We start from the raw sequence: 18,513 nt of genomic DNA on the forward strand, positions 1-18,513 counted from the left end.
TCGCCAGATTTGCCTGTTGTATGCTTCACCCGAAGCTTAAATTGAACCTCAAGGGTGCCGCACTCTGGCCAAGCGGGCGGTGGGACATGTGTCGCAATGAATAGCACGGACAACACTCTTTCGCGTGGTGACATCGCGATCGTCGGCATGTCGGTGACGGTGCCCGGCGCCGAAGGGATTGATGCCTATTGGGCGAACCTGCGCGATGGGGTGAGCGCGCTCAAGCGCCGCGAAGCGGCAGAGCTGCGCGCCGCCGGAGAGAGCGCCGAGCGGATGGCCCGGCCAAACTATGTGCCCGTCACCGCCGATATGCCCGGCTTTGACATGTTCGATGCGGAGTTCTTTGGCTTTTCGCCAAAAGACGCCGCCATCCTCGACCCGCAGCACCGCAAGTTTCTTGAGATAGCTTGGGAGGCAATGGAGCAAGCGGGGCATATGCCCGAAAGCCTCTCCGGCCCGGTGGGCGTCTATGCTGGCTGCGGCATGGGAAGCTATTTCTATTTCAACATCTGCTCGAATCCAGACCTCGTCGAGGACGTGGGCATGTTCCTGCTGCGCCATACCGGCAACGACAAGGATTTCCTCTCGACCCGGGTGAGCCATGTGCTTGACCTCAAAGGCCCGTCGATCAACCTGCAAACCGCCTGTTCGACCTCGCTGGTGGCGATCCACTACGCGGCTCAAGCGCTGCGCGCGGGTGAGATCGACATGGCGTTGGCTGGCGGGGTGACGATCGAACTGCCGCAGGGGCGCGGCTATGAATTCAAGGAAAACGAGATCCTTTCGCCCGACGGCGAATGCCATGCTTTCGACCACCGCGCGCAGGGCACCGTCTTTGGCTCCGGCGCAGGCGCCGTGGCGCTCAGACGGTTGGAGGATGCTGTCGCGGATGGTGACCACATCTGGGCGGTCATCAAAGGCTCGGCGGTCAACAACGACGGCGCGGCCAAGGCGGGCTATCTGGCACCTTCCGTGGACGGGCAGACAGCGGCCATCGCCCGCGCGCTCGATGATGCGGGCGTGGCGGCGCAGAGCATCGGCATGGTCGAATGCCACGGCACCGGCACCTATCTGGGTGACCCGATCGAGGTGGCCGCGCTGACCCAAGCCTACCGCGCCGAGACGCAGGCCGAAGATTTCTGCCGCATCGGATCGGTCAAGACCAATATCGGCCATCTTGACACCGCGGCAGGCGTGGCGGGGTTGGCCAAGGCGGCGCTGTCGCTGCACCACCAGCAGATCCCGCCCTCGCTGGGTTATGAGGCGCCGAACCCGGCGATCCCTTTTGAGGGCTCGCCCTTCCGCGTCAATGACCGGCTTTACGACTGGCCCGCGCAAAGCACCCCGCGCCGCGCCGCGGTCAATGCGCTTGGCGTGGGCGGCACCAATGCGCATATGATCTTGGAAGAGGCACCGGCCCGCGCGGCCTCGGAAGCCTGCGATTTCCCTTTCCATGTGCTCTGCCTCTCGGGGCGCAGCAAAGCGGCATTGAACGCCAACAGCGCCGCGCTCGCAGCACATCTGCGCTCCCATCCCGAACAGCCCTTGGCCGATGTGGCTTTCACCCTGAAAGAGGGCCGCCGCGGTTTTGACAAACGCCGCGTCTTGGTCGCCGAAAACCATGCGGAAGCCGCGGCCCTGCTGGAGGCGGGCGACAGCCGCCGTGTCTTTACCCATGACCACCTCGGCCCCGATCCCGAAGTCGTTTTCATGTTCCCCGGCGGCGGCGCGCAATATGCCGATATGGCCCGCGATCTTTACGAGACTGAGCCGGTCTTTGCCGAATGGATGGACCGGGGGCTGGCCCATCTGGCCCCGCAGCTCGACTACGACATTCGCGCGATCTGGCTGCCAGAGCCTGAGGGCCGCGCGGCAGCCGAGGCAAAGCTGAAACGCCCCTCGGTGCAATTGCCGCTAATCATGATCGTTGAATATGCGTTGGCGCAGCTTTGGCTGTCTTGGGGCGTGAAACCCGCCGCAATGGTGGGGCATTCCATGGGCGAGAATGTCGCCGCCTGTCTTGCCGGGGTGATGCGTTTTGAAGACTGTATCGACCTCGTTCTGCTGCGCGGGCGGTTGTTTGACGAGGTGCCATCGGGCGGGATGATTAGTATCGCCGCGGCGCTAGAGCGGATCACGCCGCTTCTGGGCGAGGCCCTTGATATCGCCAGCGTGAACGGCCCGGAACTGATCGCGGTTTCCGGCCCCGAAGACGCGCTAAAGGCGCTGCAAGAGCGGCTCGACGCCGCCGGTCTTGACCATCAGCGCATCGCCATCGACATCGCCGCGCATTCGCGGATGTTGGACCCGATCCTCGACCGATACCGGGCCTTTCTCGCCACGCTTGACTTGCGCGCGCCGCAGATGCCTTTCTTGTCGAACCGCAGTGGTGAGGTGATCACGGCGCAGATGGCGACGGACCCCGATTATTGGGTCGAACAGCTCCGCCACACGGTGAATTTCGCCGATTGCATCAATACTCTGAGCAGTGATGCACCGCGGGTTTTCCTTGAGGTCGGGCCGGGCAAGGCGCTTTCCGCCTTGGCGCAGATGCACGCTAATGTGGCCCCGGGCAGGTGATGTCTTCGCTGCGCCACCCCGAGCAAGAGATCGCGGATGATGCCTATTTCCTCGGGGTGATCGGGCGGCTCTGGGCCTGCGGGGTCGAGGCCGATTGGGCGCAGATTTGGGGCGAGGCACGGCGCAACCGCGTGGTGCTGCCGACCTATCAATTCCAACGCGCGCGCTATTTCATCGAGCCGGGTGAGGCGGCGGCGCGCCCTGCCGAGCAACCGCTGCAACGGCTGGATGATATCGGCGACTGGGGCGCGCTGCCGCATTGGCAACCGCGCTATGCCGAACGGGATTTGGACCTCTCCGGTCCACTGAACTGGCTCGTCTTTTCCGATACGGCGGGGCTGGGGGCCGAGGCCGCGGCACGGTTGCGGGCCGCAGGGCATCGGGTGGTGGAGGTCACGGCGGGGGATGCCTTTGACCGCGTCAGCGCCGATCATTTCACGCTCGCCGCCGAACAGGGGCGGTCGGGCTATGACCAGTTGATCGCAGCGCTTGAGGCCGATGGGCGGAGGCCCGACCGGATCGCGCATTTCTGGCTGACCGATGATCAGGCCGCCCCGCGCCCCGGCTCCAGCCGGTTTGACCGCAATGTCGAACAGGGGTTTTGGAGCCTGACGTGGCTCGCGCAGTCCTTGGCCGAGGCCGAGAACCCCGCGCCGCTGCACCTCAGCGTCTTCACCACCGGTGCCGCGCAGGTCGCGGAGGAGGGGCTGGCCTATCCTGAAAAAGCGCTCATTTCCGGCCCCGTCGGGGTCATGACGCGCGAAGTGCCGGGGCTGACGGCGGCTCAGATCGACTTGCCCGACGCCGCCCCCGTGGCGCCTTCCGGGTGGTTCGCGAAACCGGTGGCGCCCGCGCCGGTGATTGACCCCGCGGACCTGATCGAAGAGCTTTTGGCGACCCCCGCCAACCTCCAAATTGCCCATCGTGCTGGCCGCCGCTATGAGCTGGGCTTCCGCGCCGCCGCGCTGCCCGAGGCTGATCTGCCGGGCTGGAAGTCACAGGGAAGCTACCTCATCACCGGCGGTTTCGGGGCATCGGCCTGACCCTCGCGGCGGATATTCTTGAGATGCCCGGCACCCGCGTGATCCTGCTGAGCCGCGCGGCCCTCCCGATGCGCCATGAATGGGACAGCTACCTTGCCAGCCACGGCCCGGCGGATGCCACGGCGCGGCGTCTGCGGGCTATCCTGCGGCTTGAGGCCAAGGCGGCGCAATCGGGCGGGGCGGTCGAAGTGGCCCGCGCTGATGTCGCCAACCTTGCGCAGATGCGCCGGGTGATCGACGGCCTGACCGCGCGCCACGGCGGGCTGACGGGGGTGATCCATGCCGCGGGGGTGCTGGACGACGCGCCTCTTTTGGCCAAAACGGATGCGAATATCGACGCGGTGCTTGCGCCCAAGGTGCAGGGGCTGCGGGTCTTGGATCAATTGCTGCCCGATGGCGCACTCGACCTCATGGTGCTCTTCTCCTCGACCTCCACCGCGACCCGCGCGGCGGGGCAGGTGGATTATGTGGCGGCCAATGCCTGGCTCAACGCCTTTGCGCAATCGCGGCGCGCGGCGCAGACCCGCGTGGTGGCGGTGAACTGGGGCGTTTGGGCCGATGTCGGCATGGCGGCAGAAAGCCTTGGCGGCGGCGGTGCCGTGGCGCTGCCCGCCCGCCCGATCAAGGCGGCGCTGCTGGAAACCGCCGGGTCGGGTGAGAGCGGCGCGCCCGAATTCACGACCGAGGTTACAGCCTCGCATTGGCTGCTTGACCAACACCGCACCTTGGATGGCCGCGCGATCATGCCCGGCACGGGCTATATTGAGCTTTTGGCCGAAGCGGCGGCGGCCCAAGGGCTAGACGGCTTCACCCTGCAAGACCTCTATTTCCTGCGCCCCTGCCGTTGGCCGATGGGGCGCGGCGTCGGATCAAGATCACCCTGACGCCTGAGGGCGCGGGCTTTGCCGCCGAGTTGCGCAGCGCCTGTGTGGTCAACGGCAAGCCCGCGTGGCAGTTGCATGTCCAAGCGCGGCTGTCTCCGGCGGGCGACAGTGCCGAACCGCTTGACCTCGCGGCCATCGCCGCCCGTTGTAGGGATGTGGCCGAGGCCGCCCCCGGGCGCCATCTGCCCGCTGTTCAAGAGGCACATTTGAAGTTCGGCCCGCGCTGGCATGTGTTGCAATGCACCGCCCTCGGGCAGGGTGAGGGCATCGCCACATTGCACCTGCCCGAGGCAGCACAGGGTGATCTGACCGATGGCTACCTGATGCACCCCGGTCTGATGGATATCGCCACCGGCTGGGCCATGGCGCTGATCCCCGGCTATGCCGCGCGCCACCTTTGGGTGCCGCTGTCCTATGGGGAAATCACGCTCCACGCCCCGCTGCCTGCCGAGGTCCGCTCGCATGTCCGTCTGGTCGAGGGCACGGGGGCCGAGGGTTTGGCCCGTTTCGACGTGACGATCACCGATCCGCAGGGCACGGTTCTGGTCGAGGTTCGTGATTTCGCGATGAAGCGGCTCGAAGCGGCCTTTGCCGAGGTGCCCCGCCCGACGCCCGCGAAGTGACCTTTGAAGATGCTGACAGCAGCGAGAGCCTCAGCCCCGCCGAAGAGCGTCTGGCCCGTCTGGTGCGCCAAGGCATCCGCGCGCAGGAGGGGCCAGAGGCGCTGCGCCGCGCGCTGGCGCTGGAGGCGCCGCAGGTCATGGTCTCTTCGCTGCCCTTGCAAGGGCTGATCGCGCAGGCCGATGCGCCGCTGACCGATGCCGCCGCCCAAGGGCAGAGCTTTGAGCGGCCCGATCTCGACGGCTCCTTCGTTGCCCCGCGCAATGGGATCGAAGAGCGGTTGGCCGAGATCTGGTCGAACCTTTTGGGCGTCAGCCCCGTGGGGGTCGAGGACAGTTTCTTTGACCTCGGCGGCCATTCCCTGATCGCGGTGCGCCTCTTCGCGGCGGTCAAGCGTGAGTTCAAGGTGGAGTTCCCGATCTCCGTCCTTTTCGAAGCGCCGACCATCGCCAAATGCGCAGCGCTGATCTCGACGGAGCGGGGGGATCTGGCGCAGGCGGAGGTGGTCGAGACAGAGGCGGCGACCTCGCAACAGCGCTTTGACTACCTCGTGCCGCTCAACCAGTCCTCGCGAGACGCGACACCGCTGTTCGTGGTCGCAGGGATGTTCGGCAATGTTCTGAACCTGCGCCACCTTGCCCTGCCGTTTAGCAATGAGCGCCCGGTCTATGGGGTGCAGGCCCGTGGGCTGATCGGGGACGCGGCCCCTCATGAAGAGGTGCAGACCGCCGCGGCGGATTACATCGCCGAAATCCGCGCGTTGCAACCCCAAGGGCCTTATTTGCTGGCCGGATACTCCGGCGGTGGGATCACGGCCTATGAGATGGCGCAGCAGTTGAAGGCGGCGGGGCAGGAGGTGGCCGTTCTTGCGATGCTCGACACGCCGTTGCCCGTGCGCCCGTTGCTCAGCAAGATCGACAAGGTGCATATCAAGCTGGCCGAACTGCGCCGCAAAGGCCCGGCCTATCTGCTGGAATGGGCGCGCAACCGCTGGGCGTGGGAGCGTGAGCGGCGCCGGGCGCCGCAAGAGACGAGCGGCGAGGGCGAGGGGGTTTCCTTCAACAGTTTGCGCATTCAGGCGGCGTTCCTCCGCGCGGTGGGACGGTATGAAACCCCGCAGTGGGACGGACCAATGACCCTCTTCCGCCCGCCGCTGGATCGGCATTGGGCGGTCTCTGACGGGCAGTATGTCACAGCGGAGAAGGAATATGTCTATGAGGACAACCAGTGGCGGCAATATGCGCCGCGCTTGCAGGTGATCGAAGTGCCGGGCGATCACGTCAGCATGGTGCTGGCCCCGAATGTGACCGTGCTGGCCCAAGAGCTTGCCGAGGTGATTGCGGCAGCCCTGCCCGAAGGCGCAGGCTACGACCACACCCAAGCCACGGCGGCGGAATGATGCAACAACCGCCCCGCCTTCTGGTCGTCATCCTCAATTACCGCACCGCAGAGATGACCCTGCGCGCGGCTGAGGCCGCTTTGGCCGATATGCCCGATGCGGGTGCCGAATTGGTGATCGTCGACAATGACAGCGGCGATGGCTCTGCCGCGCTTCTGGCGCAGGAGATTGCCGCGCGGGGCTGGGGCGCGGGCAACCGGGTACGGCTGATCGCATCGCCCCGCAACGGCGGCTTTGGCGCGGGCAACAACTTGGCCATGCGGGCGGGGATGTCCGACGGGTCCGCGCCGGATTTCGTGCATGTGGTGAACTCGGATGCTTTCCTCGATCGCGGCTGTATCGGGGCGCTCTTGGACCACCTGCAAAACCACCCCCGCGCCGGATTGGCTGGCAGCCATGTCCGCGGGGAGGATGATCTGCCCCATGCGACTGCCTTTCGTTTCCCCTCTGCCGCCGGAGAGTTGGAGGCCGCTGCGCGCTTTGGCCCGCTGACGCGGCTGCTCTCTGCCTCGGTCGTGGCGCCGCCCCTGCCTGAAAAGGCGGCGCAGGTTGATTGGGTGGCCGGAGCCAGTGTCATGATGCGGTGGGAGATGTTGGCCGAGATCGGCCTCTTCGACGAAGCCTATTTCCTCTATTATGAGGAAACCGACCTTTGCCTGCGGGCCGCGCGGGCGGGTTGGGACTGCTGGTATGTGCCGCAGGCGCGCTGCGTGCATGTCGGCTCGGTCTCCACCGGGATGAAGGAATGGCGGCGCATGCCGCGCTATTGGTTCGACAGCCGCCACCGCTATTTCGCCAAGAACCATGGCCGCGCCTATGCTGCACTGGCCACCTTCGCCCGGCTTGCCGGGGGCGGGTTGCACCATCTGCGCTGCCTGCTCACCGGGCGCCGCCCCGAAGACGCGCCGGGTTTCTATCGCGACCTTGCGGCCCATGCGCTCACCGCGCGGCGCGCGGCCCCCGCCGTTCAAGACCCAAGCCGTAGCCCCGCCACGGAGGACCGTTGATGACCGTCAGCTTCAAGACAGACCCGTTCACCGCCCTCTTGATGGGCGACGAATCCCTCACCATCGCCTGCGGCGACATGCTGCTGGCGGGCGGGCACCGGATCGCTGCCGTGCTCACCCGCGACGACGCGGTGCGCGCTTGGGCTGAGGGGCAGGGGCTGGCGCTTTGCCGCGATGCCGAGGAACTCTTGCCGATGGGGCTGGCCGCCGACTGGCTGTTGAGCATCGCCAACCTGCGGCTGATCCCCGATGCGGTTCTGGCGCTGCCCAAACGCGGGCGGTCAACTTTCACGATGGTCCGCTGCCGCGCTATGCCGGGCTCAACACACCCGCTTGGGCGATCATCAATGGCGAGGCGCGGCATGGGGTCAGTTGGCATCTGATCGAGACCGGCGTCGATACCGGCGACCTGCTGGCGCAGCGCGATGTTGATATCGCAGCCGATGAGACGGCCTTCAGCCTCAATTCCAAATGCTACGCCGCCGGGATGGAAAGCTTTGGCGAGGTTCTGGCTCAGTTGGAAAGCGGCAGCCTGCAAGCCACCGCCCAAGACCTGAGCCAGCGCAGCTATTTCGCGAAGGACAAACGGCCCGAGAACGGCGGGCTGATCGATTTTACCAAAACGGCGGAGGAGATCGGCGCGCTGGTTCGTGGCCTTGATTTCGGAAGCTATTGGAACCCGCTGACCACGGCGAAAATTCTGGGCACGGGTGGCGCGGTGCTCTCCGTGTCCCGCGTGGAACGCGCGGCGGGGCAGGGCGGCACGCCCGGCGAGGTTGTCGAGGTTGACGAGGCGCGGCTGATCGTGGCGGCGCAGGACGGGCATATCGCCCTTCATGACCTGCGCGATATGGCGGGCGAGAGTGCTGCGCCCGCGCAGTTCTTCGCCGCCGGGGATATATTGCCTCAAACGGCTGGCACGGCTCCGGCACCGGCTGGGGAGGCATATTGGCGGCGTGCTTTGACCGGGTTCGACGCGCTGCCGGTCCCATTGGCCTCGACTGCCGAAACGGCATCGACATGGAACGTTCGCGAACTCGCTCTGCCGCAGGGAAGCGACCCACTGCACCAAGTCGCCGCCGCCGCCCTCGTCGCGCTGCGCAGCGCCGGGGCCACCGAGGGCGGCATCGCGATGCTGCGTGAAGGCGCGCCGGCGCCGCTCATCGCCGATTGGCTGCCGATCACCATCACGGCAGAGGCGGAGACACCGGTGGCGGCGTTGCTGGCCCAGCTGGACCCCCAACTCACCCGCGCGAAGGATGCCGCGGGTTTCGCCCGCGACCTGCCGCTGCGCGATCCGGCAATTGACATGGCTGCCGCCCCGGATTTCGCGATCTCCTTTAGCGATGAACCGCTTGTGGGGGCAGCGCTGACCCTCTGCCTCACCCAACGGGGGCGCGGCTCCATGCCGACGCTGCGCGGCTGTCCGACGCCGCGGTCGACCTCCTCGCCGCGCGCTTTGAGGCGGCCTTTGCCAAGATCACCGACGCCTCGGACTGCAGCACCGTCTGGGCGCTTCCAGATACCGAGGCGCGGATCTTGGCCCGCGTCAACGCGACGACGCGCGCCTATGACCCCCACACCATCCACGCCGCTTTCGAGGCGCAGGTGGAGCGCACCCCCGACGCGCCCGCGCTGGTCTTTGAAGGTGAGACGCTGAGCTACGCCGCATTGAACGCCCGCGCCAACCAATTGGCGCATCTGCTGCGCGATAGGGGGGGGGGCCGGGGATGCCGGTAGCGCTTTGCGTCGCACGGGGGGGGACCTGCTGGTCGGCACGCTTGGCATCCTGAAAGCCGGAGCCGCCTATGTGCCGCTCGATCCAGCCTATCCGGCAGACCGTCTGGCGCATTACCTCGCGGACAGCGGCGCATCTATCGTGGTCACGCAATCGGCCCTCACCGCCAGCCTGCCGCCGCATGACCCGCGGGTGGTTGAGATCGACCGTGACCCGCGCCTTGCCACAGCACCGACGGCGAACCCCGCCGCCAGCGCCGGGCCGGATGACCTTGCCTATCTGATCTACACCTCCGGCTCGACCGGGACGCCCAAGGGCGTCATGGTCAGCCACGGCAATGTGGCGAATTTCTTTGCCGGGATGGACGACCGGATCGACCATGAGGCGGGGGCGGTCTGGCTTGCCGTGACAAGCCTCAGCTTCGACATTTCGGTCTTGGAGCTGTTTTGGACCCTCGCGCGGGGGTTCAAACTGGTGCTGGCGGGCGATGACAGCCGGGCGCTCATGTCGAACGGCCCAATTGCCACGAGCGACCGCAGGATCGACTTTAACCTGTTCTATTGGGGCAATGACGATGGCGTCGGCCCCAAGAAATACGAACTGCTGCTTGAAGGGGCGAAATTCGCCGATGCCCACGGGTTCAACGCGGTCTGGACGCCCGAGCGGCACTTCCATGCCTTCGGCGGCCCTTACCCCAACCCCTCCGTCACCGGCGCGGCTGTGGCGGCGGTGACGCAGAACCTCGACGTGCGGGCAGGGTCCTGCGTGGCGCCGCTGCACCATCCCGCACGGATTGCCGAGGAATGGGCGGTGATCGACAATCTGACCAATGGGCGCGTCGGCCTCGCCATCGCCAGCGGCTGGCAGCCCGACGATTTCGTGCTGCGCCCGGAGAACACGCCGCCCGAAAACAAGCCCGCGATGTATGACGCCATCGACCAACTGCGCAGGCTCTGGGCCGGGGAGCCGGTAGAATTCCCCGCGCCGATGGCACGCCCCATGCGGTGGTGACCCAGCCGCGCCCCGTCTCTGACAAACTGCCGATCTGGGTGACCACGGCGGGCAATCCGCAGACTTGGAAGGAAGCGGGGGAGATTGGGGCCAATGTGCTGACCCACCTGCTGGGGCAGTCTGTGGAAGAGGTCGCCGAGAAGATCAGGATTTACCATGACGCCCTGCGCGCGGCGGGCCATGATCCGGCGGACCATCGGGTTACCGTCATGCTGCACAGCTATCTCGCCCAGACCCGCGCCGAGGCCGAAGAGACGGCGCGCGGCCCGATGAAGGACTACCTGCGCTCGGCGGCGGGGTTGATCAAACAATACGCATGGGCCTTCCCGGCCTTCAAAAAACCGGCGGGCACGACGAATCCGTTTGAGATCGACCTCGATGGCCTCTCGTCCGAGGAAATGGACGCGATCCTTGAGTTCGCCTTTCAACGCTATTTCAACGACAGCGGCATGTTCGGCACCGTGGCCGATGGTCTGGCGCGGGCCGAGCAACTCAAGCGGATCGGCGTGGATGAGATTGCCTGTCTGATCGACTATGGCATTCCGACCGACAAGGTGATGGCGGGGCTTGCGCCCTTGGCCGAGGTGTTGCACCGCGCCAATGCGGGCGGGCAACCGGCGGCAGATGACCACTCCATCGCCGCGCAGATCATTCGCCACGGGGTGACCCACCTGCAATGCACGCCTTCAATGGCGCAGATGATGGTGATGAACGACGAGGCGCGCGGCGCTTTGGCGCGGATCAAATCGCTGATGATCGGGGGGAGGCGCTGCCCGGCACCCTGCTACGCGCCCTGCGCACGGCGACCTCGGCAAAGATCCAGAACATGTATGGCCCGACCGAGACGACGATCTGGTCCACGACCCATATGCTCGACGGTGCCGAGGCCACCACCGCGCCCATCGGCAGGCCAATCGCCAATACGCAAGTTCATATCCTCGACCCCGCGCGGCAGCCGCTGCCCATCGGTGCGCCGGGGGAGCTTTGGATCGGGGGCGATGGTGTCACGCAGGGCTATTGGCAACGGGCCGAGATGACGACGGCGCGTTTCATCGACGATTCTTTCACCGGTGGGGGTCACCTTTACGGCACGGGCGATCTGGTGCGGATGGACGCCGAGGGCGTGCTGCATTTCGAGGGCCGCGCCGATGCGCAGGTCAAGATACGCGGCCACCGGATTGAGCTAGGCGAGGTTGAGGCGCGTCTTGCCGAATTGCCGGAGGTGCGCCAAGCCGTGGCGGTGCTTCGCGAGGATGCCGGGCAGGGTGGCGCGCAGTTGATCGGCTATGTGGTCGCGGAAAAGACGGTGGATAGCGACGCCGCGCGGCGGCAATTGGCGGCGCATCTGCCCGATATCATGGTGCCGCAGGCCATCGTCACACTCTCTGCCATGCCACTGACGCCGAACAAGAAAATCGACCGCAAGGCGCTGCCCGCCCCGACCCGGCAAAGCGCGCCCACAAATGCCGCGCCGCAGGCCGAGACGCCCGCGGTCGGCAGCCAAGCGGCGATCGCGCAGGTCTGGAGCGCGCTTTTGGGGGTAGGGGACATTCGCGGCGAGGATAATTTCTTTGCCCTCGGCGGCCACTCGCTGCTGGCGGTACAGGCGCATCGCGACATCAAGGCGGCTTTGGGCGTCAGCGCCCTGTCGATCACCGATATCTTCCGTTTCCCGACCCTGGCCGGACTGGCGGCACATATCGACGGGCTGGGGGGCAAGACCGCCGCACCGGCCAAGACGCCTTCTGCCGCCGAGACGCCGGCACGGTCCGAGACCATGTCGAAACGTCGCCTCATGCGGGCCGCGCGTGGCCGCGGGCGGGGTGAGGTGACGGCGGAGGGCGAGATCAGGGCGGCTGTTCAGGCTCTTTTCGACCTGCCGGTCGCCGTCGCCGTGACCCGCCCCGGCAGAGCCTATCCGCCCTTGCTGGCGGGCGAAGCCACCCCCATCGCGCGCGCAGGGCCCAGACGGGTCGCCGAATTCACCGCCGGACGCCACGCGGCGCGGGAGGCAATGCAGGCGCTTGGCCATCCGCCCGCGCCGGTGCTGGCCAGCGCCGACCGCGCGCCGATTTGGCCACCCGGCCTGACCGGGTCCATCAGCCACTGTGACGACTGGTGCATCGCGGTTCTGGCGCGCAGGGCAGAGGTGGAGACCCTCGGCGTCGATATCGAAGACGACAGCCCGCTGCCCGCAGACCTGCTCACCGAAATCTGTCTTCCGGCGGAAATCACCCGCCTCGGCGGTGCGGACCTAGCGGCTGCGAAACGCATCTTTTGCGCCAAGGAGGCGGCCTATAAGGCGCAGTACCCAGCGACCAAGGCGCTTTTTGGCTTTGATCGGCTCGAGGTCACCCTATCTGGCGATAATACCACCTTCGACGCGCGATTTACCCAAGACACAGAAGGCTTTAGCCGCGGCAATAAGCTGCCGGGGCGGATCGCGTCGGTGGCGGGCCACCTTGTCAGCGGGGTGGCGATTGGGCAGATTGATCGCAAAGGAGCTTGATCTCATGGTCGCACTCTCACGCCGTCTCTTTCTGGGGGGCGCCGCGCTTGCCAGCCTCGGCGGCGGGTCTTGGGTCTTTCGCCGGGCGCAGTTGCAGGACCGGGCGGAGGAACTCTATGCCACGCCGCTGAGCGCGCCTTCGGGGCCGATGCAGGTCTATCATCTGGGGCATTCGCTGGTGGGCCGCGACATGCCCGCGATGCTGGCGCAGTTGGCGGGGGCGGGGCATAGCTATCACAGCCAGACCGGCTGGGGCAGTTCGCTGCGCGACCATTGGGAGCCGGATGTGCCTGTGAACGGGTTCGAGCGCTCCAACGATCACGCGCAGCACCGGCCCGCCCGGGCGGCCATCGGCTCGGGCGATTACGGCGCGGTGGTGCTGACCGAGATGGTCGAGATCGCCGATGCCATCCGCTATCACGACAGCCCTGACTACCTTGCCCATTGGGCGCGGCTGGCCCATGCCGCCCGGCCCGATATCCGCGTTTACCTCTATGAGACATGGCACCATACAGATGACGGCCACGGCTGGCTGAAGCGCATCGACCGGGACTTGAATAAATACTGGCGGCGGCAGGTGATCTACCCCGCTTTGCTGGAAGCGGAGGTGCCCATTCATCTGATCCCCGCCGGGCAGGTCATGGCGGCCTTTGTCCGGGCGGTCGATGCCGCCGGTGGGGTGGGCGGTATCATCAGCCTGCATGACCTCTTTTCGCGCGATGAGAATGGCCGCCCCGATACGATCCACTTTAACGATCAGGGGCTTACCTCGTGGCACTGACCCATTACGCGACCCTCTATCACCGCGACCCGGCAGGGTTGCCCCACGAACTGCTGCGCGCCGACGGCACCCCGGCGCAGGCCCCAAGCGCGGAGGCCGCGCGGCTGATGCAGCGGGTGGTCTGGGACGTGGTCCGCGCCCATCCCGACAGCGGGGTCGCGGCATGAGCGGTCTGGGCGGGCTGTTCTCGGTCCTGATGGTGGGCCACAGTCTTTTCGGGGCCGACGGGCCGGATATGCTGCAAGAGGCGCTGCGCGCCGGGGTGGGCCAAGGCGAGGTGCGCGCGCAGATCATCAACGGCGCGCCCCTGCGCTACAATTGGGATGAATCGGATCGGGCCGAGGGCGTGGATGCCCGTGCGCTGCTGCCCGAAGGGGACGTCACCCATCTCATCCTGACCGAGGCGATTCCGCTGGCCAATCACACCCGCTGGTCGGACACCGAAGTCTATGCGCAGGCCTTCTTTGGCCTCGCGGCGGCGGCCAATCCGGAAGTGAAAGTCTATCTGCAAGAGACATGGCATTCGCTGAAAAGCGGCAGCGGGGAGCCGGTGGCCTATGACGATCACGCCCATATCCCGTGGCGCGAAAGGTTGGAGAGCGATCTGCCCGTGTGGGAGGAGATCGCATCGGCCATGCGCGCGGGGCGCAGTTCCGAGAACGCGACGATTGAGGTGATTCCAGCCGGGCAAGCGATGGCCCGTCTCTATGATGAAATCGCCGCCGAGAACCTTCCCGGGCTGACCGGGATCGACGCGCTTTTCGCGGATGACATCCATCTGAACGACCTCGGCCACTACTTCGTCGCCATGGTGCAATATGCCACGCTGACGGGCAAAGACCCGCTGGGGCTGCCGACGGATTTCAATGATCGCTGGGGCAAGGCTTTCGACACGCCCCAGCCTGATCTTGCCCGCGCCTTGCAGCGGGTGGCCTGGGAGGCGGTGCAGGACTATCAGGGCGGTGCCGTGATGCCGGCGCCCCCGCGACGCGGCCCGTGGCCAAGGACAACGCCCAGACCGCGCCGATAGCCCCGACCGGCCCGCCCGCGCCCAGCCCGGCCAGCGATGCGCCCGGGGCGGCGAAACCTCTCGATCCGCCCGCCTCATTCGAGATTACCGCCCCTGAGGAGGCCGTTGCGGGCACCCGCGATATGGGCATCGGCCTCGCCGCCATTGCGGATTGGAGCGTGCAAGCGCCTTTCCTCGACCTGATGAAAACCGCCCGCCCGTGGCTTGGCCATGTGGCCGGGCGTTTTGGCGGGATGGAATATGCGCAGCTGGTCGAAGGCGGCTATCTCAATGCCGAGGGCTGGCCGGTGAAGATGCCGCGCGAACTTGGCAGCATCGGCACGTTGATCCTCACCGACCTGCCGCCGCAGGCGGCGACGCTTAAAGGCCGCTATCTGCTCCGCTTCAAAGGGCAGGGCGTGATCGAGGTCACGGGCCGGGCCGAGAATGTGCGCTATGGTAAGAACGAGGTGCGGTTCGACTATGCGCCGGGGCCGGGCAGTGTCGACATTCGCATTCAGCGCATGCACCGCAACAACCCGCCGCGTGAGATCACCGTGGTTCGCGAAGACCGCGTTGCCGATTACGACGCCGGGGCGCGTTTCAACCCTGATTGGACGCGGCATCTGACCGGGATGAAGGTGCTGCGCTTCATGGATTGGATGGCCACCAACGACAGCCCCATCGCCACTTGGGAAGACCGTCCGCGCCCCGAGGACGTGACCTATGCCCTGCGCGGCGTCCCGGTGGAGGTGATGGTCGCATTGGTCAATGAACTGGGGATCGACCCGTGGTTCAACATGCCGCATCTGGCGGATGATGGCTATGTGACCGCCTTTGCGACCTATGTCGAAGAGGCGTTGGAGGGCGAACGCAAAGCCTATGTGGAGTTCTCGAACGAGGTGTGGAACTGGCAATTCGCCCAGACCCAATGGGCCGATGAGATGGCGCAGGCCCGCTGGGATGAGGCCGAGAAGGGGATGCAGTTCTACGGCCTGCGGGCCGCCGAAGTGGCACGCATCTGGACGGATGTCTTCGGCGGAGAGGCCAAGGCGCGGTTGCGCAATGTGATCGCGAGCCAAACCGGGTGGCTGGGGCTTGAGCGCGAAGCCTTGGAAGCGCCGCTTTACGTGGCCGAGCAGGCGGGCAACAGCGCCCCCGCCACGGCCTTCGATGCCTATGCGATCACCGGGTATTTCGGCGGCGTGCTGGGGTTGGAGGAGAATGCCGAATTGGTCAGCGGCTGGCTGTCGGACAGCCTTGCCAAGGCCCGCGCCGAGGGGGAGGCGCAGGGGCTCAGCGGCGGCGCTTTGGCCGAGTATATCGCGGCCCACCGCTTTGATGCGGCAACAGCCCATGCGGCGCAGGACCTGCGCAACGGGGGCACCAGCGGCTTGGAGACTGACACGCTGGCCGATCTCGTCGGCCGCGTTTGGCCCCATCACGCTGCCGTGGCCCGGGCGCATGACCTCGATCTGGTGATGTACGAAGGCGGCAGCCATGTGGTCGGCCTCGGCGCGCAGGTGAATGACGAAGGGCTGACCGCGTTCTTCCACCATCTGAACTACGCCCCCGAGATGGGCGCGCTCTATACCGATCTGATGGCGGGCTGGTTGGCCGTGGGCGGGCAGATTTTCACCCATTACTCCGATGTCTATGCGCCGACGAAATGGGGCTCTTGGGGGGCGCTGCGCTATCTGGCGGATGACAATCCGCGTTGGCACGCTTTGGCCGCATGGAAATGAACAACGGCGCGTTCCAAGGGGTGAGTGTGTTGATCCCCGCCCATGATGAGGCCGACTGGCTGCCCGCCTGCCTTGACGCGCTCTGCGCCTCCGCGCCGCTGGCGGGGCCGGTTGAGGTGATCGTCGTGGCCAATGGCTGCTCGGACAACACCGCCGAACGCGCCCGCGCGGCGATCCCGTCGTTCGAGGCGCGGGGCTGGGTGTTGCGGGTGCTGGAACTGGCGCAAGGTGGCAAGCTTGGCGCGTGGAACGCGGGCGAGGCGGCGGCGCGGGGGGCGGTGCTGGTCTATCTCGACGCCGATGTGCTGGTGTCACCGCCCCTGCTGAGCCAGTTGCAAGAGGCGCTGGCGGGGGACGCACCGCGCTATGGCAGCGGGGTGCCGCGGGTGACGACCTCGGGCGATTGGGTGACGCGCCATTACACACGGTTCTGGCGGACGACCGGTTTCATGACCCATGGCGTGCCGGGCTTTGGCGTCTTTGCGATGAACCGCGCCGGGCGGGCGCGGTGGGGGGCGTGGCCCGATATCATCTCGGATGATACTTTCGCGCGGCTGAACTTTCGCCCCGAGGAGCGTATCGCCGTGCCGGCCCGCTATGACTGGCCGATGATCGAAGGTTTCGCGCCGTTGGTGCGGGTGCGCCGGCGGCAAGATGCAGGCGTCGTCGAGGTGGCGCGGCTGTTCCCCGAATTGATGCACAATGACGATCCCCATGACCGACTGCGCCCCTTTTGGCGGCGGGCGCTGGCCGACCCCTTGGGCGCGCTGGTCTTTGTGGCCGTGCGGCTCACGATCCATGCGCCGGTTCTGCGCAGTACGAACCGTTGGGTGCGGGGGCGCTAGCGGGTGGCCTCTTGCATGTGCTGGGCGAGTTTCGCCGCCTCGCGGGCGACATCGTGGCGTGCGAAGACCCGCCTGCGGGCTTTTGTGCCCATTTCCTCTAACGCGGGGAGGGGGCGTCGTGCAGGGCGGCCATCGCCTCGGCCAAGGCCGCCACATCGCCTGCGGGCACCAGCCATCCGGTCTCGCCCGGCTGCACCAATTCCGGCGTGCCTGCGATATAGGTGGCGATCACCGGGCGGGCGGCGGCCATCGCCTCCATCACCACCATGGGCAGGCCTTCGGCGAAACTGGGCATCACAAGTGCATGGGCGGCGCCGAGTTCTGCTGTCACGCGGGCTTCATCGACCCAGCCGGTGAGGGTGATGCGCCCTTGCAGGCCTAGGCGGGCGACGTCGGCCTCGATCACGCCGCGCAGGGGGCCGTCGCCGATCAGGGTCAGATGCAGATCGGGGTGGCTCTCGCGCAGCCGGGCCATGGCGTCGATCAGGGCAAGCTGGCCTTTCTGCTCTACAAACCGTCCGATGGAGACGAGGCGGCGCGGGCCATCGGGCAGGGGGGCGGGGGCCGGGAATTTGGCGGGCTCGATGCCGCAATGCACGACCTTGATGCGCGGCCAATCCGCCGGGTCGGCCCAACGGCACAGCTGGCTGCGCCCGAACTGGCTGATCGCCACGGCAAAGGCCGCGTGGTGGATTTTCGCGCCGAGCGAGAGGGCACGCGGGCTGTCAAATTCCTCGGGCCCGTGGGTGGTGAAACTATAACGCGGCCCGCCCAGCCTGTGGCAAAGCATCGCGACCATCGCGGCGTTGGTGCCGAAATGGGCGTGCAGATGTTGGGTGTCACTGCCCTCCAGCCGGGTGCGCAGATAACAGGCCTCGGCCAGATAGATCAGATGGCGGGCCAGCCCCGTCTCGGCCCGGCGGGCGGCCTGCCAGACGTCGCGCAGCGCTTGGCCGAACCGCCGCGGCGCGCGCAGCATCAGGCGCAGACTGGCACGGGCGAGGGCGCTGCCACCGGCGGCCAGCACATAATGGGTCGCTGCCGCCTCGGCCTTGTCCTGCGGATCGACCAAGGGCACATCGGGGCCGCGCATGGCGAAACGGTCCACCTCATGGCCCGCCGCCTCTAGCGCCGCGATCTCGCGCCGGATGAAGGAATGCGAGGGCTGCGGATAGGTGTTGAGGATATAGGCGATCTTCACGGGCGGTGCGGCCTTAGCTTGGGGCTGATAAACCTTGTTACCCGCCCGCTTGCCACTGGCACAAGGGCGGGCGAGGCTTTAGGCTCTCGCAGAGAACTGGCAGAGGCGCAGCAACGGGTGTTTTCCAAGCTTTCCCAAGC

Annotated in this window: 16 protein-coding genes and 2 pseudogenes; 17 read left to right on the plus strand and 1 reads right to left on the minus strand. The window is 66.7% G+C overall.

Features of this window, described 5'->3' with window-relative positions; genetic code table 11:
- Positions 1 to 96 precede the first annotated feature (96 nt).
- The 17 genes and pseudogenes from CUR85_RS20240 (at position 97) to CUR85_RS12510 (ending at position 17,172) form a co-directional block, all read left to right on the plus strand.
- Positions 97 to 2,580, plus strand: coding sequence for a type I polyketide synthase (locus CUR85_RS20240; RefSeq protein WP_343245441.1), 2,484 nt, complete (start codon positions 97 to 99; stop codon positions 2,578 to 2,580).
- Entirely contained in the window at positions 2,580 to 3,623 is a 1,044-nt protein-coding gene (locus CUR85_RS20245; RefSeq protein ID WP_343245442.1) for a KR prefix domain-containing protein, read from the plus strand. The genes CUR85_RS20240 and CUR85_RS20245 overlap by 1 nt, the downstream gene beginning before the upstream one ends.
- Positions 3,624 to 3,646: 23 nt before the next feature.
- Entirely contained in the window at positions 3,647 to 4,507 is an 861-nt protein-coding gene (locus tag CUR85_RS20250; RefSeq protein WP_343245443.1) for an SDR family NAD(P)-dependent oxidoreductase, read from the plus strand.
- Entirely contained in the window at positions 4,468 to 5,130 is a 663-nt protein-coding gene (locus tag CUR85_RS20255) for a polyketide synthase dehydratase domain-containing protein (RefSeq protein WP_343245444.1), read from the plus strand. The genes CUR85_RS20250 and CUR85_RS20255 overlap by 40 nt, the downstream gene beginning before the upstream one ends.
- The gene (locus CUR85_RS20260) at positions 5,127 to 6,527 is read left to right on the plus strand and encodes an alpha/beta fold hydrolase (RefSeq protein ID WP_343245445.1); all 1,401 of its coding nucleotides are present in this window, start codon (positions 5,127 to 5,129) and stop codon (positions 6,525 to 6,527) included. Before CUR85_RS20255 ends, CUR85_RS20260 begins: the two co-directional genes overlap by 4 nt.
- Positions 6,527 to 7,534 (plus strand): glycosyltransferase family 2 protein, encoded by a 1,008-nt coding sequence (locus CUR85_RS12475; RefSeq protein ID WP_067261057.1) that lies wholly within the window; start codon positions 6,527 to 6,529, stop codon positions 7,532 to 7,534. Before CUR85_RS20260 ends, CUR85_RS12475 begins: the two co-directional genes overlap by 1 nt.
- Complete coding sequence (locus tag CUR85_RS20265) at positions 7,534 to 7,917, plus strand: formyl transferase (protein WP_343245446.1); 384 nt, start codon at positions 7,534 to 7,536, stop codon at positions 7,915 to 7,917. Before CUR85_RS12475 ends, CUR85_RS20265 begins: the two co-directional genes overlap by 1 nt.
- Positions 7,836 to 9,194 (plus strand): formyltransferase family protein, encoded by a 1,359-nt coding sequence (locus CUR85_RS20270; protein WP_343245477.1) that lies wholly within the window; start codon positions 7,836 to 7,838, stop codon positions 9,192 to 9,194. Before CUR85_RS20265 ends, CUR85_RS20270 begins: the two co-directional genes overlap by 82 nt.
- Positions 9,143 to 9,274: an AMP-binding protein gene (locus CUR85_RS20275; protein ID WP_343245447.1), complete on the plus strand. Its 132-nt coding sequence runs from the start codon at positions 9,143 to 9,145 to the stop codon at positions 9,272 to 9,274. The genes CUR85_RS20270 and CUR85_RS20275 overlap by 52 nt, the downstream gene beginning before the upstream one ends.
- A 4-nt stretch (positions 9,275 to 9,278) precedes the next feature.
- Positions 9,279 to 10,283, plus strand: a complete 1,005-nt coding sequence (locus tag CUR85_RS20280) for an LLM class flavin-dependent oxidoreductase (protein WP_343245448.1) — start codon at positions 9,279 to 9,281, stop codon at positions 10,281 to 10,283.
- A 38-nt stretch (positions 10,284 to 10,321) separates the two neighbouring features.
- Positions 10,322 to 10,642 (plus strand): annotated as a pseudogene (locus CUR85_RS20285) (LLM class flavin-dependent oxidoreductase); the annotation flags it as partial.
- 317 nt (positions 10,643 to 10,959) lie between these two features.
- Entirely contained in the window at positions 10,960 to 12,792 is a 1,833-nt protein-coding gene (locus CUR85_RS20290; protein ID WP_343245449.1) for an AMP-binding protein, read from the plus strand.
- A 4-nt stretch (positions 12,793 to 12,796) separates the two neighbouring features.
- Positions 12,797 to 13,573 (plus strand): hypothetical protein, encoded by a 777-nt coding sequence (locus CUR85_RS12490; protein WP_280322669.1) that lies wholly within the window; start codon positions 12,797 to 12,799, stop codon positions 13,571 to 13,573.
- The gene (locus CUR85_RS12495) at positions 13,564 to 13,740 is read left to right on the plus strand and encodes a hypothetical protein (protein WP_280322670.1); all 177 of its coding nucleotides are present in this window, start codon (positions 13,564 to 13,566) and stop codon (positions 13,738 to 13,740) included. Before CUR85_RS12490 ends, CUR85_RS12495 begins: the two co-directional genes overlap by 10 nt.
- Complete coding sequence (locus CUR85_RS12500) at positions 13,737 to 14,603, plus strand: hypothetical protein (RefSeq protein ID WP_280322671.1); 867 nt, start codon at positions 13,737 to 13,739, stop codon at positions 14,601 to 14,603. Before CUR85_RS12495 ends, CUR85_RS12500 begins: the two co-directional genes overlap by 4 nt.
- On the plus strand, positions 14,570 to 16,327 hold the full coding sequence (locus CUR85_RS12505) for a hypothetical protein (RefSeq protein ID WP_280322672.1): 1,758 nt from the start codon (positions 14,570 to 14,572) through the stop codon (positions 16,325 to 16,327). The genes CUR85_RS12500 and CUR85_RS12505 overlap by 34 nt, the downstream gene beginning before the upstream one ends.
- Positions 16,324 to 17,172: a glycosyltransferase family 2 protein gene (locus tag CUR85_RS12510; RefSeq protein ID WP_067262866.1), complete on the plus strand. Its 849-nt coding sequence runs from the start codon at positions 16,324 to 16,326 to the stop codon at positions 17,170 to 17,172. Before CUR85_RS12505 ends, CUR85_RS12510 begins: the two co-directional genes overlap by 4 nt.
- Here CUR85_RS12510 and CUR85_RS12515 read toward each other — a convergent pair.
- Positions 17,169 to 18,373 (minus strand): annotated as a pseudogene (locus tag CUR85_RS12515) (glycosyltransferase). The gene CUR85_RS12510 and the pseudogene CUR85_RS12515 sit on opposite strands and share 4 nt — an antisense overlap.
- Positions 18,374 to 18,513 lie beyond the last annotated feature (140 nt).

The organism is Sulfitobacter faviae, assembly GCF_029870955.1.
In the GTDB taxonomy this organism is placed as follows: Bacteria; Pseudomonadota; Alphaproteobacteria; order Rhodobacterales; family Rhodobacteraceae; genus Sulfitobacter; species Sulfitobacter faviae.

Excerpts from the sequence above, each read along its gene's own strand:
- CUR85_RS20240 (WP_343245441.1), top strand. The coding sequence starts at position 97 with ATGAATAGCACGGACAACACTCTTTCGCGTGGTGACATCGCGATCGTC.
- CUR85_RS20245 (WP_343245442.1), top strand. The coding sequence starts at position 2,580 with ATGTCTTCGCTGCGCCACCCCGAGCAAGAGATCGCGGATGATGCCTAT.
- CUR85_RS20250 (WP_343245443.1), top strand. The coding sequence starts at position 3,647 with ATGCCCGGCACCCGCGTGATCCTGCTGAGCCGCGCGGCCCTCCCGATG.
- CUR85_RS12475 (WP_067261057.1), top strand. The coding sequence starts at position 6,527 with ATGCAACAACCGCCCCGCCTTCTGGTCGTCATCCTCAATTACCGCACC.
- CUR85_RS20265 (WP_343245446.1), top strand. The coding sequence starts at position 7,534 with ATGACCGTCAGCTTCAAGACAGACCCGTTCACCGCCCTCTTGATGGGC.
- CUR85_RS20290 (WP_343245449.1), top strand. The coding sequence starts at position 10,960 with ATGCACGCCTTCAATGGCGCAGATGATGGTGATGAACGACGAGGCGCG.
- CUR85_RS12490 (WP_280322669.1), top strand. The coding sequence starts at position 12,797 with ATGGTCGCACTCTCACGCCGTCTCTTTCTGGGGGGCGCCGCGCTTGCC.
- CUR85_RS12500 (WP_280322671.1), top strand. The coding sequence starts at position 13,737 with ATGAGCGGTCTGGGCGGGCTGTTCTCGGTCCTGATGGTGGGCCACAGT.
- CUR85_RS12510 (WP_067262866.1), top strand. The coding sequence starts at position 16,324 with ATGAACAACGGCGCGTTCCAAGGGGTGAGTGTGTTGATCCCCGCCCAT.